Below are 16,485 nucleotides of genomic sequence, written 5' to 3' on the forward strand. Positions count from 1 at the left end.
ATCGGGGCCCCGCTCACCGGGCATCCGCCCCCGGGGTCTCGTTGATGTAGATACGCGGGACGCGCGGGCTGACGCGGGTGACAATCTCATAGTTGTTGGTCCCCGCGGCGGCGGCCCAGTCGTCCGCCGTCGGGCCGCCGTCGGCGCCGTCACCAAACATGACAGCTTCGGCACCCAGCCAGCCGGCTTCGTCCGTCACAGCGTTCCCAAGGTCGATGACCATCTGGTCCATGGCGATCCGGCCCACAACGGGGTAGTTGACTCCGTTGACCCGCACCGGGCCGCCGGTGGCGACCCGCGGCACGCCGTCGGCGTATCCGAGCGGGATCAGGCCCAAGGCGCTCTCGCTGGACGTCCGGTAGTTGAGTCCATAGGACACCCCCTGGCCTTCGGGCACCCGCTTGCAATTGGAAACGAGGGTGCGCACTGTCATGGCGGGGCGGAGACCAAGTTCCGCGGAGTTTTGTCCTTCGAAAGGGGACAGCCCGTAAAGCCCGAGCCCCACGCGGACGAGGTCGAAATGGGCATCCGGGCGCGAAAGCGTGGCGGGAGTGTTGGCCAGATGCCGGACTTCGGTGTCCACTCCGGCGTCCTCGGCCACGGCAATTGCTTCCCGGAAAGCTGCCAACTGCTCATCGGTCTCGGGACGGTGCGGTTCATCGGCGACGGCCAAGTGCGAGAAGATGCCGACCACGCGCAGGAGGCCCTCGTCCTGGTACTCCATGGCCTGGCCCACCAATTTGTCCCATTGGGCGATGGTGGAGCCGTTGCGCCCCAGGCCGGTGTCCACCTTGAGGTGGATGCGGGCCGGTCGTTCCTGTTCGCGTGCCGCGGCGACTACCGCGTCCAGCTCCCAGCCGGATATCCCGACGTCGACGCCGGCGGCGACGGCCGCCTGGAAGTTGCTTTGGGTGGTGTGCAGCCAGGCGAGCATGGGGGCGTCAATTCCAGCAGCGCGCAGCGCCAAAGCTTCCGAAATATGGGCAACACCGAGCCATCGGGCGCCGGCTTCAAGTGCCGCCCGCGCTACCTGCACCGCGCCGTGCCCATATGCGTCGGCCTTGACCACGGCCATGACGTTTGCGGGTGAGGCGATAGCCACGAATTGGCGTACGTTGTGCCGGATGGCATCCAAGTCGATGACGGCTGATCGTTCGAGGACCGTTGCCGAACCCGATTTCGTCGAGGGTTCGAAACTGGCAGCTGCTTCGTAAGTCACTCTCACGATTCTAGTGCCGCGAAGGCGTGCGGGTTGACTGGGGGTGAGGGGGCTGACTGGGGTGAGCCCTGCTCAGGCGTCCGAGTTGTGGGCGATAGTGGCCGTCGCACGACGTTGGGCCCCGGGCGGGACATCCGCCACAATGTCCTCGAGGAAAGCGAACCGTTTGAGCCACTGGCTGGACTGCCGCTCCCTCCGGGCGTTCGCTCGCTGCCACCAATCGGCGATGTCTCCCCAGCCAGGCGCAGCCAGCGAGCCACCCACTTCCTGGACCGCCAGCGAGGCGCAAAGATTGGCAAAACGGAGCCGGTCTCCCAAAGGCCATCCGGCCAGGCAGCCCACAACAAACGCCGCGCCGAAGCAGTCGCCCGCTCCCGTGGGGTCGTACGCCGTCACGGGAAGCGACGGCACCCACTCCTCCTCGCCGGTTTCGGAATCCACGGCCATGGCTCCCTGCGCTCCCAGCGTCACTACAGCTACCGGAACGCGGTCGGCGAGCGTGTAGAGCGCAGACCAGGGGTTGTCCTTGCCTGTGAAGGCCATCGCCTCCCGTTGGTTCGGCATGAAGGCGTGGAAATTGCTGAGCTGGTCCAGCCGCTTCGACGACCACTCTCCGGTCGGATCCCATCCGGCGTCGCCGAAGAGTTTGACGCCGGCTTTCCTCGCCGCCAGCATCCAGGGCTCCGGCTCCTCGCCGAGATCCGCGACTGCTGCGAGCGCCTTGGGCGGATCGCCAATCAGTTCGGAAGCGCTCATGGGCGAGGGATGTCCGTGAGTGACCATGGAACGATCCTGATCGACGCACAAGGAGACGGTGACCGGAGAATGCCAGCCCTGGAAACGCCTGGACAGGGAGAGGTCCACGTGCTCCTGGCTTTCCAGGATCCGCCAGTTGAAGTCCCCATACCCGTCATCGCCGAACGCCGCGGCGAGGCTGGTCCGCAGCCCAAGCCGGGCAGCCGCGATAGCTTGGTTGGCCACGCCGCCGGGGCAGGTCCCCATGCCTTGGCTCCACACTTCGGTACCCGGTTCCGGGCTGCGGTCCAGTCCGGTAAAGATAATGTCCTGGAACACGGTGCCTGTCAGCAGGAGATCGCAGCCTGAATCGGACCCTTCCACCAGCACATCCCCTCGGATAGCAGCAAGGGGGTCGAATCGTGCCCTGGGCGTTGCGTCCATGCACGGCAGACTACGCCGCGGCCACGATTGTGCATAGCTTTCTTCCGGCGCCGGGGCCTACTTTCCCCAGGGCCTTCCTTCTGAACTGGTCCCGGGGGCCCTCTGCCGCGGACCTTCGCCTGCAGCGGACCTTCGCCGCGGACCGCGGGAGTCCCGGGAGCGGCTAGAGCTCCTGATACATGACGTGCAGCCCCACGTAGCCAAGGGTCGGATGCTGGAAGGCCTCGGGGATGGTCGCCAGGATGCGGAAGCCCATGGACTGCCACAGGCCCACCGCGCGGACGTTGCTTTCGACGACGGCGTTGAACTGCATCGCCTTGAACCCGGCGTCCCGGGCGGCAACCAAGGAATAGGCACAAAGTGCTCGAGCGATTCCCTGCCCGCCGTGATCGGCATGGACCATGTAGCCGGCGTTCGCCACATGGCTTCCGCCGCCGCCCTGGTTGGCGTGCAGTTCTCCGGTACCCAGCACTTCGCCGTCGCGCACCGCCACAAAGGTCAGGCCGGGCGCTTCCTTGAACCATTTGCTCCGGGCAGCTTCTTCGGAAGTGTCGCGGTCCCAGGTAAAGGTCTCCCCTGCCCGGATCACCGGTTCCAGGACGGCCCAGATCCCGGGCCAGTCGCTTGCCCGGGCGGGCCGGATCTCGTAGCTAACGGCCGCCGACGTTCCTGCTTCGCTGTTTGAGTGGCTCACGTCCGTTACGGTATCAGCACGCCCTGCACTGATGGCCCTGTTGAGCCCGCTGCAATGCCAGGGAGGTCAGGAGTAGTGTTTTCGCTGGGACGCAGAGGACTTTCACCTTGCGGGACTTGTTGAATCGGCTTGGATACAGGAGGTAGCGGTGTCGTTGATCCGTCGCGTGGCCTTCCTGTCACTCCACACTTCCCCCATGGAACAGCCGGGTTCGGGGGATGCCGGCGGCATGAATGTCTACGTCCGGGCACTGGCCATGGCGTTGGCGGATCTTGGCGTGGAGGTAGAGATCTTCACGCGTTCGACGTCGGCCGGGCAGCCCGCCGTCGAACATCCCGGTCCCGGCGTCTGCGTCCATAACGTCCTGGCAGGCCCGCCCCGGAAACTGCCCAAGGAGGAACTTCCCGAGCTCCTCCACACCATGGTTGCCGAAATCGAGAGGATCCGGCAACGGCAACCGCACGGCCGTTACGACGCCATCCATTCGCACTACTGGGTGTCCGGTGTGGCCGGACTTGAACTCTCCGCCTTGTGGAATGTGCCGCTGATCCACACGATGCACACGATGGCGAAGGTCAAAAACCTGGTGCTCGAATCCGGCGAGCGGCCCGAACCGCGACTGCGTGAAGACGGCGAACAGAGGATCGTGGATAGAGCCACTCGCCTCGTGGCCAACACTCCCGCCGAAGCCCAAGAGCTCGTATCGCACTACAACGCCGATTTCGACCACATCGACATCGCTCCCCCCGGAGTTGACCTCACCGTGTTCACTCCGGCGTTCCGGGCCCGGTCCCGCGCCGAGCTTGGCGTGAGGCCCGGCAGTTTCCATCTGCTCTTCGCCGGACGCATCCAGCGGCTCAAGGGCCCGCAGGTTTTCATCGAAGCTGTTGGCATCCTCCGCAAGAGGCGGCCCGACATCGATCTCGAGCTGACCATCCTTGGCGCCTTGAGCGGCGCCAAGGACTTCAACCTGCAGTCTTTCATCACGGCCGCTGGGCTCGACGACGTCGTAACGCACCGTGCGCCGGTCAAGGCGCCGAAGCTGGCGGGCTGGTTCCGTTCAGCCGACGTCGTGGTGATGCCGTCCTTCAGCGAATCGTTCGGGCTTGTTGCCCTTGAGGCGCAGGCCTGCGGCACTCCGGTGGTGGCCACCAACGTGGGCGGCCTGTCCCGCGCCGTTGCCGACGGACGGACTGGTATTTTGGTTGACGGCCACGATCCCTCCCGCTGGGCCGACGTCATCGAAGCCCTGTACGACGATCCCCGGACCCGCGAAGACATGGGCCGTGCCGCAGCCGTGCACGCGGAGGCCTTCGGCTGGCAGAGGACAGCAGCGTTCGCGCTCGAGAGCTACCACGCAGCCATCGGTGCTGTCCTCGTCCGCCCAAGCTAAACCCTCGCTCACCTATCAGTCCCCTCCCGACGACGCTCGCTCACCTACGAGTCCCCTCCCGACGACGCCCGCTCACCAACGGAGGCGTGACTGGTAGATTGTCGCGGACAGTGTTCCCGCGGAGTTGAGGACGAGGATGTCTGAAAACGAGATCTTGAGCGACCTTGAAATTGCCCAGAATGCAGCGATACGTCCCATCGAGGAAATCGCGGAGCGTGCCGGGATCAACGTCGATGCATTGGAACTGTACGGCCGGTTCAAGGCGAAAATCGATCCCGCCAAGCTCCGTCTCCCGGGCGTCAAACGCGCGGGCAAGATAGTCCTCGTCTCGGCTATGTCCCCGACGCCGGCGGGTGAGGGAAAATCGACAACCACGGTAGGGCTCGCCGATTCCTTGGCGCGGGCGGGCCACCGCGTGATGATCGCGTTGCGCGAACCGTCCCTCGGACCGATCCTGGGCATGAAAGGAGGAGCGACCGGTGGCGGCTTCTCCCAGGTTCTCCCCATGGACGAGATCAACCTGCACTTCACCGGCGACTTCCACGCAATCACCTCAGCCAATAACGCCCTCATGGCCCTCGTGGACAACCACATCTTCCAAGGCAACGAGCTCAACATTGATCCGCGCCGCATGACGTTCAAACGGGTCCTCGATATGAACGACCGCTCGCTGCGCGAGGTCATCATCGGCCTGGGCGGCCCTGCCCAAGGAGTGCCACGGCAGGACGGTTTCGACATAACCGTGGCTTCCGAAATCATGGCCGTCTTCTGCCTCGCGACGGACTTGGATGATCTCCGCGAGCGCCTCGGCCGCATCACTTTCGGCTACACCTATGACCGGCGGCCGGTTACCGTGGCCGATCTCGGTGTCCAAGGTGCGCTGACCATGTTGCTGAAGGATGCCATCAAACCGAATCTCGTGCAGACCATCGCGGGAACCCCGGCCCTGGTGCATGGCGGCCCGTTCGCCAATATCGCGCACGGCTGTAACTCGCTCATCGCCACGCGAACCGCCCAACAGCTCGCGGACATTGTGGTCACGGAAGCGGGATTCGGCGCCGATCTCGGGGCCGAAAAGTACATGGACATCAAGTCACGCATCGCGGACGTGGCGCCGTCCGCCGTCGTCGTGGTCGCGACTATCAGGGCGCTGAAGATGCAGGGCGGCGTCCCCAAGGAGCTTCTCAAGGAGCCAAACGTTGAGGCACTCGCTGCCGGCGTCGAGAACTTGAAACGGCATGTGCACAACGTCGAGAAGTTTGGCGTCACACCGGTTGTTGCAGTCAATAGATTCGCGTCGGACACAACAGAAGAGCTCGAATGGCTGCTGGCTTGGTGCGCCCAGGAGGGAGTGCAGGCGGCGGTCGCGGATGTCTGGGGCCGCGGTGGAGGGGGCGACGGCGGTGATGAGCTCGCGGCGAAGGTCGCCGCGGCGGTGGCGGCAGCAGCGCCGTCGGACTTCCGACATTTGTATCCTCTGAGCCTGTCTGTGGAGGACAAGATCCGCACGATCGCGCAGGAAATCTACGGCGCCGACGGCGTGGAATTTTCCGTCCCCGCGCTCAGGCGCCTCGCGGACATCCGGAGAAACGGCTGGAGCGGAATGCCGGTTTGCATGGCCAAGACGCAGTATTCATTCACCGACGACGCCTCCCAGCTGGGTGCCCCCAAGGGATTCACGGTGCACGTGCGCGAGCTGATTCCCAAGACCGGTGCGGGCTTCATCGTCGCATTGACAGGTGCAGTCATGACCATGCCCGGATTGCCCAAGGAGCCCGCCGCGATGCGAATGGACGTCGATGAGCACGGAAATCCGGTGGGCCTCTTCTGACGCTCGCTCACCTATGTGCCATATTTACGAAACCCTCGCTCACGTATGTGGCACTTTCGCAGACCGCTCGCTCACGTATACGGCACTTTCAGGAAACGCTCGCTCACCTACGGCCCCCGAGGACGACAAGATCTACAGCCGAATCCCGAGCCTGTGGATAACTTCTGCAGGCACCCGCCCATTTGCGCAACAATGCGGGTATGCGAAACGAGTTTGCCCTTCCCACTGAACTGCTTTCAGGACCGTTCACGCTTGCCGAGGCCCAAGCCCATGGTGTGCCGCGCAGCCGGCTGCTTCGTGCCGACGTCGAACGCGTCAGCCGTAGCCTCTACCGTCCGATCGGCTGGGACTTCGATCTTGAGTCCGCCGCCCGTGCGCTGTCGGCAGCTACTCCCGGGGCCTGGATCTCCCATGTGACGGCAGCGCGCCTTCGCTGCTCCTGCCTTCCGCCGTGGCTTGCCGATTCGACGGAGCTGCACCTCAGCAAGCCGCGATCGTTGCCTGGAACCCGCCGCAAAGGCGTGATCGCGCATAGGGTGATCACGGCCGTGAACGAGGTCGAATCCGTTGATGGAATATGGATCAGCACGCGCTCCCGTACTTGGCTGGACATGGCCCGGCTGCTTCCTTTGAACGACCTCGTCTGTATGGGCGACGAGCTGATTCGCGTACCCCGCCAGGCGCTGGAAGGACGAGACACACCGTTCGCGACCCTTGAAGAACTGCGTGCCCTGGTGGAGCGGCATCCAAATTTACAAGGCGTCGTGCGTGCCCGGCAGGCGCTCGAATTGATGCGCGTGGGCGCGGATTCCGCGCCTGAGTCCTTGCTTCGCTTGGCTATGCTGGACGCTGGAATCCCCGAACCCGAACTTCAACTCAAGTTGCGAAGTGACGATCCGTTCTCGCCGTCGGCGGATTTGGGGTTCCGCCAAAGGCGGGTCGCCATTCAGTACGACGGCGGCCATCACCTCGCGGAGGCCCAGACACTCAGTGATCGACGCCGGAACAAAGCCTTCGAAGCAGCCGGATGGACGGTCCTCGTCTTCCGCAAGGACGATTTGGCAGATGGTTTCGAGCTGGCAACCAAAAAGATCAAGAAGGCACTGCGATCAGCATGGGTCGATCCCGCCGTCGCATCCGGCTTTGCAAGCGCCGTGTAGAGCGCGAGCGTTAAACGACAGACGCCCGCTCACTTGTAAGTGAGCGGGCGTCCGCCCAAACCCCCACACAAGCGAGCGAGCGTCCGGGTGGACAGGCAGCTTGGGAGGGATCGGGGTTAGCGCTCGACGTCGCCTCGGATGAAGGCCTCGACCTTTTCGCGGGCGAGGTCGTCGTTGAACTGCTCCGGCGGGGACTTCATGAAGTAGCTGGAAGCGGAGAGCAGCGGGCCGCCGATGCCACGGTCCAGGCCGATCTTGGCGGCGCGGATGGCGTCGATGATCACGCCGGCGGAGTTCGGGGAGTCCCAGACCTCGAGCTTGTACTCAAGCGACACCGGGGCATCGCCGAAGTTGCGGCCCTCGAGGCGCACGAACGCCCACTTGCGGTCATCCAGCCAGGCGACGTAGTCCGAGGGGCCGATGTGGACGTCGTCGGCGTGGAGCTTGGCTTCGACGTTGGAGGTCACGGCCTGGGTCTTGGAGATCTTCTTGGATTCCAGGCGGTCGCGCTCCAGCATGTTCTTGAAGTCCATGTTGCCGCCGACGTTGAGCTGGTACGTGCGGTCAAGCGTGACGCCGCGGTCTTCGAAGAGCTTGGCCATGACGCGGTGCGTGATGGTGGCACCGATCTGGCTCTTGATGTCATCGCCGACGATCGGCACGCCGGCCGCGGTGAACTTGTCGGCCCATTCCTTGGTGCCCGCAATGAAGACCGGCAGGGCGTTGACGAAGGCAACACCGGCGTCGATGGCGCACTGCGCGTAGAAGTGCGCGGCGTCCTCGGAACCGACCGGCAGGTAGCAGACCATGACGTCGGCCTTGGCTTCGCGCAGTGCGGCGACGATGTCCACTGCCTCCTCCGCAGCCTCGACGATAGTCTCGCGGTAGTACTTGCCCAGGCCGTCCAGGGTGTGGCCGCGCTGCACGGTCACACCGGTGGATGGGACATCGGCGATCTTGATGGTGTTGTTCTCGCTGGCGCCGATGGCGTCAGCGAGGTCGAGTCCGACCTTCTTGCTGTCGACGTCGAAGGCAGCGACGAACTGGACGTCGTTGACGTGGTACTTGCCGAACTCAACATGCATCAGACCCGGAATCGTGGCCTGGGGGTCGGCATCGCGATAGTAGTGGACACCTTGGACCAGCGAAGCGGCGCAGTTACCTACGCCGACAATGGCGACACGAATCGGATGTGAAGACACGGAACTCCTTTGAGAACTAACCTCAGGTGCCGAGCGCGTCCGTACCTGTATGTACGACGGCGTCTTAAAGGCACAGCGCCATTCGGCGCTCCTTGCATTGTAGCCAACCCGAACGGGGCCGGCTTTGTTCCCAGCCGGCCCTACAAGTGTATTAAGTTTCCGAATCTACTTCTGCGCCCACAGATTGATGTCGGATTCGACGGCAAACTCGTCGATCGCAGTCAGTTCCTCTGACGTGAAGTCGAGATTGTTGATCGCGGACACGGTGTCCTCCAGCTGCGTGACGCTCGACGCGCCCACCAAGGCCGAGGTCACAGGCGAACCCTTGGGCTGCTCGCGAAGGATCCAGGCGATAGCCATCTGGGCGAGGGTCTGGCCGCGTCCTTCGGCAATGGCGTTCAAACCACGCACCCGGCCCAGCTTTTCCTCGGTCAGCGCTGATTCGGACAAGAACCGTTCCTTGGCGGCGCGCGAGTCCGCGGGGATGCCGTTCAGGTACCGGTTGGTGAGCATCCCTTGCGCCAGCGGGGAGAAGGCGATGGATCCTGCGCCAACCATGTCAAGCGTTTCGTAGAGGTTGGGCGAACCGTTCTCGGTCCAGCGGTTGAGCATGGAATAGCTGGGCTGGTGGATGAGTAGCGGCGTGCCCATCTCCTTGAGAATCCGGGCGGCCTCGAGGGTCTGCTCCGGAGTGTAGGAAGAGATTCCTGCATAGAGAGCCTTGCCGGAACGGACTGCGTGGTCCAGGGCGCCCATGGTCTCTTCCAGCGGGGTTTCGGGATCCGGACGGTGACTGTAGAAGATGTCCACGTAGTCCAGTCCCATGCGCTGAAGCGACTGGTCCAGGCTGGAGAGCAGGTACTTGCGGGAGCCCCATTCTCCATAGGGGCCGGGCCACATGTAGTAACCGGCCTTGGTCGAAATGACGAGCTCGTCGCGGTACGGCTTGAAGTCATCCTTCAGGTGGCGCCCGAAGTTCGTCTCGGCCGATCCGTCCGGCGGGCCATAGTTGTTGGCAAGGTCGAAGTGGTTGACTCCCAGGTCAAAGGCCCGCCGCAGGATGGCGCGCTGCTCTTCGAAACGCTTGTCGTCGCCGAAGTTGTGCCATAGTCCCAACGAGATCGCGGGAAGTTTGAGGCCGCTGCGTCCGACGCGGCGGTAGGGCATGGTTTCATAGCGGTTTTCCGCAGCCGAATAAGTCATACCTACCATCCTGCCACCGCCTTCGAGCCTCGAAGGCCGATGTCCGTCATGTGGGCGCGGTCACTTCAGGCGCGCGATCATTTAAGGCGCACGATCACTTAAGGCGCACGACGGCGGCGCTCTCCCCCGGGAGTGTCAGCTTTCCGTTCCCGACGGCGGCTGCGGAGTCCGTGCCGAGCAAGACTTCGCCATCCATGGCCTTCGTCAGGGTCCGGTCCCCGAAGTTGCAGGCAACCCTCACGGCGCCCCTGCCGAGAACCAGCCATTTGTCCTCTTCGCTGAAGTCGACGTGGGTGTCAGTGAATCCGCCGCCCGCAAGCTCCGGCGTCGAGCGCCTGAGGTTCGCCAGCGCCCGGTAAAGGTCCAGCAATCGGGCGTGATCGCCGTCGTGCGCCTCCTCCCACTTGAGCTTGGAGCGTTCAAACGTCTCCGGGTCTTGGGGGTTGGGCACCAATGCGGGGTCCCAGCCCATCCGTTCGAATTCCTTGAGCCGGCCCTCCGCTGTGGCCTCAGCGAGCCATTCCTCGGGATGCGATGTGAAAAACTGCCACGGCGTGGACGCCCCGAATTCTTCGCCCATGAAGAGCATCGGGGTGAACGGCGACGTCATGGTCAGTACGGCGGCAAGCGCCAGTCTTCCGTAAGACAGGTTCGCACTCAGGCGGTCGCCTGCGGCGCGGTTGCCGATTTGATCGTGGTTTTGGTTGCAGACCACCAAAGCGGCAGGATGGACCAGCCCTGGTCGAATGGGGCGGCCATGATGCCTGCCGCGGAAGCTTGAGTAGCTCCCGTCGTGGAAGAAACCGTGTTCAAGGACCTTTGCCAGTGCGCCCAAGGAATCGAAATCCGCATAGTAGCCGGCGGTCTCCCCGGTGAGGTTCACGTGCACGGCGTGGTGGAAGTCGTCGCTCCACTGCCCTTCCAGACCGTAGCCATTGGTGTCCCGGCGGTAGATGAGGCGCGGATTATTCAGGTCCGATTCCGCAATCAAGGTCTTGGGGACGCCTGTTTCGGCTTCGATGCCATCCGCGAGGCTGGCCAGGTCTTCCAGAATGTGGACGGCCCGCTCATCGCGGAGGGCGTGCACGGCGTCGAGGCGCAGCCCGTCCACGTGGAAGTCACTCAACCACATAGCGGCGTTGTCCAGGATGTACTGACGGACGTCGTCGGAGCCGGGGCCGTCCAGATTCACCGAGTCGCCCCAGGTGTTGCCTTCGCCGGACTTCAGGTAAGGGCCGAATTTCGGCAGGTAGTTCCCGCTCGGCCCCAGATGGTTGTAGACCACATCCTGGATCACACCTAGTCCGGCAGCATGCGCGGCGTCCACAAATCGCTGATAGGCCTCCGGTCCCCCGTAGGCCTCGTGAACGGCGAACCACAGCACGCCGTCGTACCCCCAGTTGTGGGGACCGTTGAAGGCATTGACCGGCAGAAGCTCGACGAAGTCGATTCCCAGTTCAACAAGGTAGTCCAGTTTCTCCACGGCCGCGTCCAGTGTGCCTTCCGGAGTGAAGGTACCAAGGTGAAGCTCATAGATGACGGCGCCGCCGAGCCCGCGCCCCGCCCAATCCGAGTCGTTCCACGCATAGGACGAGGCGTCGAAGGTGCGGGAAAGAGCATGGACCCCGCCCGGCTGCCGCTGCGACCTCGGATCCGGGAAGGGACCCTCCCCGTTCACCAGATAGCCGTAATCAGTCCCGGCCCGCCGAGGTACGTCCGCCGTCCACCAGCCCGCCGCGCCGTCGTCGTGCGCCCGCATTTCGTACTGCTGACCCTCCGCAAGCAGGGTCACAGACTCTGCAAACGGGGCCCACACGTCGAACCGTTTCCCCACGCTGGTCTTCTCAGCCATCGCTCCCCCTCAATCGTCTCGTCCGGGCTTCGTTTGCCCGCCGTTGTTGGTGCTCTGGCTAACTAATGGGTACGAGCAAGGCCACCGGGTATCTCTGCAGAAGCCTTGCGACCTCAACCACGCCAGGAGGATAGCTGTTGCCTGTGAGCTCATCCTGGACCGCGCTCCCAAGACGAATGAAGGTGTCCTGCCACCCGCCGTTTCGCTCAAGCTTCCGCGGGAGCCTGGTGGCCAAAGTGATGGCACCGCCACCGGCGGCAAGGGCGCCACGGTCGAAGGCGATCAGATGTTCGGCCGCGGGACCCTGGGCATCGATCGGACCGTAGCCACCGAAAAGCTCCGGCCGGTCCCGGCGCAGGCGCAATGCACGGGAAGTCAGCAGCAGCTTGGCCAATTCGTCCCGCGCCTCAGTCTGGAAACCGGCGTCGAGGGCTGCGAGAGCGGCCCTGCGCCGTTCGAAGTCGACGGCGCGCCGGTTGTCGGGATCAGTGAGTGAACGGTCCCAAAACTCGGTGCCCTGGTAGACGTCCGGTACGCCCGGCATGGTCAGCTGGACAATCTTTGCCGACAGTGAGTTGGACGTCCCATAAGGGTCTACAAGGGCAACGAACTCCTCCAGGGCAGACGTCACCTCCGGCACGTCGAAGACGGCGTCGACGGCGGAGGCGAGCTTCGCTTCGAAGGCTTCGTTCGGCTCGGTCCAGTTGGTGGAGTTGCCGGCTTCTCGTGCCGCTTTGACGACGTAGCCATGGAGGCGTTCACGGCTGGCCGGCCAGGCACCCGCGATGGCTTGCCATACGAGGACAGCGAGTGGCCCGTCGGGAATCGGCGCCAGGTCCTGCATGCGGTCTACGAACGCTTCCCATTCGGGCACCGCCTCGGAGATAACGGAGATCCTGGCCCTGGTGTCTTCGCTGCGCTTGGTGTCGTGCGTGGTGAGGGTGGTCATGGACAGCGGCAGCAGTGCCTGGCGACGTGCCATGCGCTCGTGGAATCCAGCCGTGGACAAGGAGAATTCGGTGGGATCTGCTCCCACTTCAGTCAGCGTGCCAAGGCGCGTGTAGCGGAAGAACGCGGTGTCTTCCACGCCCTTGGCCATGACCATGCCGGAGGTCTGCTGGAAGCGGCACCCCAGTTCACTGCCCGCGTCGAGCAACAGCGGAAGCAGCGCCTTGAGGACCTGTGCCAGCTCCGGCCGGGTCCGGGCCGCCCGTTCAACGGCATCTGCCAAGGTGTCTTCGCCATAGGGGAGATAGCTCCGGTAGACGTGAAACGAAGCGATGATTTCAGCGAGGGCGTCGGCCACCTCTGGATTGGGCAGCTCCGGAGACTCCGGGACGAGCCGCGCGAGCCGCAGGACTTCCGAATGCAGGATGCCGTCCGTGATGCGCCGCTTGGTGCCGTGGATCATCGCTTGGTAATCGGCGGTTAGGCCGGTGCCCCGGAGCCTGGCATCCAAAGCGTCGAGCGGCACCTCGGCGTCGGGATCCACGAAAAGGCGGTCGACATCGGCGAGGGCGTCGTAGCCTGTGGTCCCCTCACAATCGAAGTTCTCCGGAAGCTCCTCCCCCGGCTCCAGGATCTTCTCGACAAGCAGATAGGAGCCACACGTGGTTTCCTTCAGGCGTTCCAGGTACCCGGCGGGGTCCGCGAGCCCGTCCGGGTGATCGATCCTCAGTCCGTCCACAAGTCCGTCACGGAACCATCCGGCGATCTCCGCGTGGGCTTCCTGGAAGACCCACGGGATTTCGACTCGGATCCCGGCCAGCGTGCTGACCGCGAAGAACCGGCGGTAATTCAGCTCGTCGTCAGCCCTGCGCCAGCCAACTAGCTCGTAGTGCTGGCGCGCATGGACGTCCCTGGCGTTGTCACCCGTGGTGTAGCTGCCTTCGGCCAGCGGGAAGCGGTGTTCGAAGTAGCGCAATTCGCCGTCGGCCACTTCCAGTTTGTCGACGTCCGCGTCACTGCCGAGGACCGGGAGCCGGAGCTTTCCGCCGCCGAAGTCCCAGTCGACGTCGAACGCTTCCGCATAACGGGAGGCCTTGCCCTCTTTGAGGAGGGACCACCACCAGGCATTTTGCGGGGGCGACGCAACGCCCATGTGATTCGGGACGATATCGACCAGGACCCCGAGGCCGGCCTCCCGTGCTGCCTTGGAGAGCGCGGCGAGCCCTTCGGCGCCGCCGCGCGAAGCATCGACGGTGGAGGGGTCGGTGACGTCGTAACCGTGGTCCGAGCCCTCCTCCGCCGTCAGGATGGGCGACAGGTACACCCAATCCACCCCGAGCTCGCGCAGATAACCCGTGAGGGAAGCCGCGTCCTGGAGCGTGAACGAAGGCCTGATCTGGAGCCTGTATGTGGAGACGGGCGTCCTCATGATCCTCCGTTCTTGTGGGCGCGCGGCTTTCTGGGCTTCTTCGGCGCAGCGGCAGGTTTGGTTTCGGGGGCAGCCTTCGTCTCCGGGGAATGGTGCTTTTTCGGTTCAGGCGCGGGTTCCGGCACAACGTGGAGCTTCCGGGTGGAGGGTGCCGGTGTGGCTGGTGCAGTCAGGGAAGCCGTTTCGGTGGTGGTTGTCTGCGACAACGCGGCAAGGGAGGCGGCCACCGAGTGATCCGGTTCCGTGTCCGGGAGGCTGTGTGCCCGCAACACGACGAGCGACTTGGCCTCAACACCGAGGACTGCCTCCGCCGGCACGAGTTCGGTGTTGGCACCGCCGCCTGCGGTGTCGATGATGATGTCCCAGGCCGGCGCGTATTCGTCCGAGGGCACCTTGAAACCGACTTCTTCGTCGTGGGCGTTGAAGTAGAGCAGGAAATTGACGTCCGTGATGCGCCGTCCCTGGTTGTCCCGGCCGCGGATGCCGTCGCCGTTGAGGAACACGCCCACGGAGCGGCCGAAGCCGCTGTCCCAGTCCGACGGCGTCATGGTGCTTCCATCGAGGTCCAGCCAGACGATGTCCGGAAGCCGCTCGCCTTCGCCTCGCAGCACCGGGCGGCCGTCGAAGAAGCGGCTGCGTCGGAAGGTGGGATGCTTGGCCCGCAGGGCACTGACCGCGGCCGTGAACTCCACGAGGGGCTGGTCCACGCTGTCCCAGTTGATCCACGTCAGCTCGGAGTCCTGGCAGTAGCCGTTGTTGTTCCCCCGCTGCGTGCGCCCGAGCTCGTCACCGTGCAGCAGCATCGGGACACCCTGGGACAGGAGCATGGAGGCGATGAAGTTCCGCTGCTGGCGGGCACGAAGGCCCAGGACCTTCGGATCCTCCGTGGGCCCCTCGACGCCGCAGTTCCAGGAACGGTTGTGGGATTCGCCGTCGTTGTTGCCCTCGCCGTTCGCCTCGTTGTGCTTCTCGTTGTAGGACACCAGATCGGACAGTGTGAAGCCGTCGTGGGCGGTGACGAAGTTGATGGAGGCCACCGGGCGGCGGCCGGAGTGCTCGTAAAGGTCCGCCGATCCGGTCAACCGGGAGGCGAACTCGCCCAGGGTGGACGGCTCGCCGCGCCAGAAATCGCGGACCGTGTCCCGGTACTGGCCGTTCCATTCCGTCCACTGCGGCGGGAAATTGCCCACCTGGTAGCCGCCCGGGCCGACGTCCCACGGCTCGGCGATCAGCTTGACCTGCGAGACCACCGGATCCTGCTGGATAAGTTCGAAGAAGGTCGACAGCTTGTCCACGTCATAGAACTCACGGGCCAGGGTGGACGCCAGATCGAACCGGAAGCCGTCCACATGCATTTCGGTGACCCAGTAGCGCAGGGAATCCATCAGCAGCTGCAACGAATGCGGGCTGCGCACGTTCAGCGAGTTCCCGGTACCCGTGTAGTCCATGTAGTGCTTGAGATCGCCCTCCATCAGACGGTAATAGGCGGAGTTGTCGATGCCCTTGAAGGACAGCGTCGGGCCGAGGTGGTTGCCTTCGGCCGTGTGGTTGTACACGACGTCGAGAATGACCTCGATGCCTGCCGTGTGCAACGCCCTGACCATGGCCTTGAAGTCCTGGACCTGCTGGCCGGTATCCCCCTTGGAGCTGTAGCTGTTGTGCGGGGCAAAGAACCCGATCGTGTTATAGCCCCAGTAGTTGTTCAGCCCCCTGTCCTGCAAGATGCCGTCGTTCGTGAACTGGTGCACGGGCATGAGCTCGATCGCTGTCACCCCGAGCTTCTGCAGATGGGAAATCACGGCCGGGTGGGCCACACCGGCGTACGTGCCGCGCTGCTCCTCCGGAACCTCGGGGTGGAGCTGGGTCAGGCCCTTCACGTGCGCCTCGTAGATCACGGAACGGTGGTAGGGGATGCGCAGCTGCTGGTCACCGGCCCAGTCGAAGAACGGGTTGATGACCACGCCCATCATCATGTGGGCCGCGGAGTCCTTGTCGTTGCGGGAGTCCGGATCCCCCATGTTGTAAGAGAAGAGCGCCGGGTCCCAGTCGATCTGCCGGTGGACGGCCTTGGCGTACGGGTCCAGGAGGAGCTTGTTCGGATTGAAGCGCTGCCCGGCGGCAGGGTCATACGGACCGTGCACGCGGTAGCCGTACTTCTGGCCCGGCTGGACGTGCGGCAGGTAGCAATGCCATACATAACCGTCCACCTCGTTGACGGTGTAGGAAATTTCGTCCCCGTCGTCGTCAAAGAGACACAATTCCACCTTTTCCGCCTTCTCGCTGAACAGCGCGAAGTTGGTTCCCGTGCCATCGAAAGTGGCCCCCAACGGGTATGCGGTTCCTGGCCAAACGTCCATGTGTTCTCCTTCACTTGC

The 16,485-nt window shown here is 64.1% G+C and carries 11 protein-coding genes; 3 read left to right on the forward strand and 8 right to left on the reverse strand.

Translation table 11 applies throughout. From position 1 onward, the window contains the following. Nucleotides 1–13 precede the first annotated feature (13 nt). The 3 genes from alr to QRN59_RS01555 all read right to left on the reverse strand — a co-directional run bounded on the left by alr (nucleotide 14) and on the right by QRN59_RS01555 (nucleotide 3,092). Nucleotides 14–1,219: an alanine racemase gene (gene alr, locus QRN59_RS01545; protein ID WP_284980782.1), complete on the reverse strand. Its 1,206-nt coding sequence runs from the start codon at nucleotides 1,217–1,219 to the stop codon at nucleotides 14–16. Nucleotides 1,220–1,291: 72 nt separating this feature from the next. Beyond that, nucleotides 1,292–2,398: a carbohydrate kinase family protein gene (locus QRN59_RS01550; protein ID WP_284980783.1), complete on the reverse strand. Its 1,107-nt coding sequence runs from the start codon at nucleotides 2,396–2,398 to the stop codon at nucleotides 1,292–1,294. A 163-nt stretch (nucleotides 2,399–2,561) separates the two neighbouring features. Further along, nucleotides 2,562–3,092 (reverse strand): GNAT family N-acetyltransferase, encoded by a 531-nt coding sequence (locus QRN59_RS01555; protein ID WP_284980784.1) that lies wholly within the window; start codon nucleotides 3,090–3,092, stop codon nucleotides 2,562–2,564. A 148-nt stretch (nucleotides 3,093–3,240) separates the two neighbouring features. On the opposite strand from QRN59_RS01555, the gene mshA reads away from it, so the two are divergent. The 3 genes from mshA to QRN59_RS01570 all read left to right on the forward strand — a co-directional run bounded on the left by mshA (nucleotide 3,241) and on the right by QRN59_RS01570 (nucleotide 7,476). Continuing rightward, nucleotides 3,241–4,485: a D-inositol-3-phosphate glycosyltransferase gene (mshA, locus tag QRN59_RS01560; RefSeq protein WP_284980785.1), complete on the forward strand. Its 1,245-nt coding sequence runs from the start codon at nucleotides 3,241–3,243 to the stop codon at nucleotides 4,483–4,485. A gap of 136 nt (nucleotides 4,486–4,621) precedes the next feature. Beyond that, entirely contained in the window at nucleotides 4,622–6,316 is a 1,695-nt protein-coding gene (locus tag QRN59_RS01565) for a formate--tetrahydrofolate ligase (protein WP_284980786.1), read from the forward strand. Nucleotides 6,317–6,516: 200 nt separating this feature from the next. Then, nucleotides 6,517–7,476, forward strand: coding sequence for a DUF559 domain-containing protein (locus tag QRN59_RS01570; RefSeq protein ID WP_284980787.1), 960 nt, complete (start codon nucleotides 6,517–6,519; stop codon nucleotides 7,474–7,476). Nucleotides 7,477–7,592: 116 nt separating this feature from the next. On the opposite strand, the gene QRN59_RS01575 is transcribed toward QRN59_RS01570, so the two are convergent. From QRN59_RS01575 to glgX, 5 genes are all read right to left on the reverse strand, one after another. Next, the gene (locus tag QRN59_RS01575; protein ID WP_284980788.1) at nucleotides 7,593–8,678 is read right to left on the reverse strand and encodes an inositol-3-phosphate synthase; all 1,086 of its coding nucleotides are present in this window, start codon (nucleotides 8,676–8,678) and stop codon (nucleotides 7,593–7,595) included. 165 nt (nucleotides 8,679–8,843) lie between these two features. Then, nucleotides 8,844–9,881, reverse strand: a complete 1,038-nt coding sequence (mgrA, locus tag QRN59_RS01580; RefSeq protein ID WP_284980789.1) for an L-glyceraldehyde 3-phosphate reductase — start codon at nucleotides 9,879–9,881, stop codon at nucleotides 8,844–8,846. 94 nt (nucleotides 9,882–9,975) lie between these two features. Next, a complete protein-coding gene (gene treZ, locus QRN59_RS01585; protein ID WP_284980790.1) occupies nucleotides 9,976–11,733 on the reverse strand; it encodes a malto-oligosyltrehalose trehalohydrolase in 1,758 nt (585 codons plus the stop codon). 58 nt (nucleotides 11,734–11,791) lie between these two features. Further along, nucleotides 11,792–14,110: a malto-oligosyltrehalose synthase gene (gene treY, locus QRN59_RS01590; protein WP_284980791.1), complete on the reverse strand. Its 2,319-nt coding sequence runs from the start codon at nucleotides 14,108–14,110 to the stop codon at nucleotides 11,792–11,794. Beyond that, the gene (glgX, locus tag QRN59_RS01595; RefSeq protein ID WP_284980792.1) at nucleotides 14,107–16,467 is read right to left on the reverse strand and encodes a glycogen debranching protein GlgX; all 2,361 of its coding nucleotides are present in this window, start codon (nucleotides 16,465–16,467) and stop codon (nucleotides 14,107–14,109) included. The genes treY and glgX overlap by 4 nt, the downstream gene beginning before the upstream one ends. Nucleotides 16,468–16,485 lie beyond the last annotated feature (18 nt).

Origin of the sequence: Arthrobacter sp. efr-133-TYG-118, assembly GCF_030209755.1 — a bacterium.
Classification (GTDB): Bacteria; Actinomycetota; Actinomycetes; order Actinomycetales; family Micrococcaceae; genus Arthrobacter.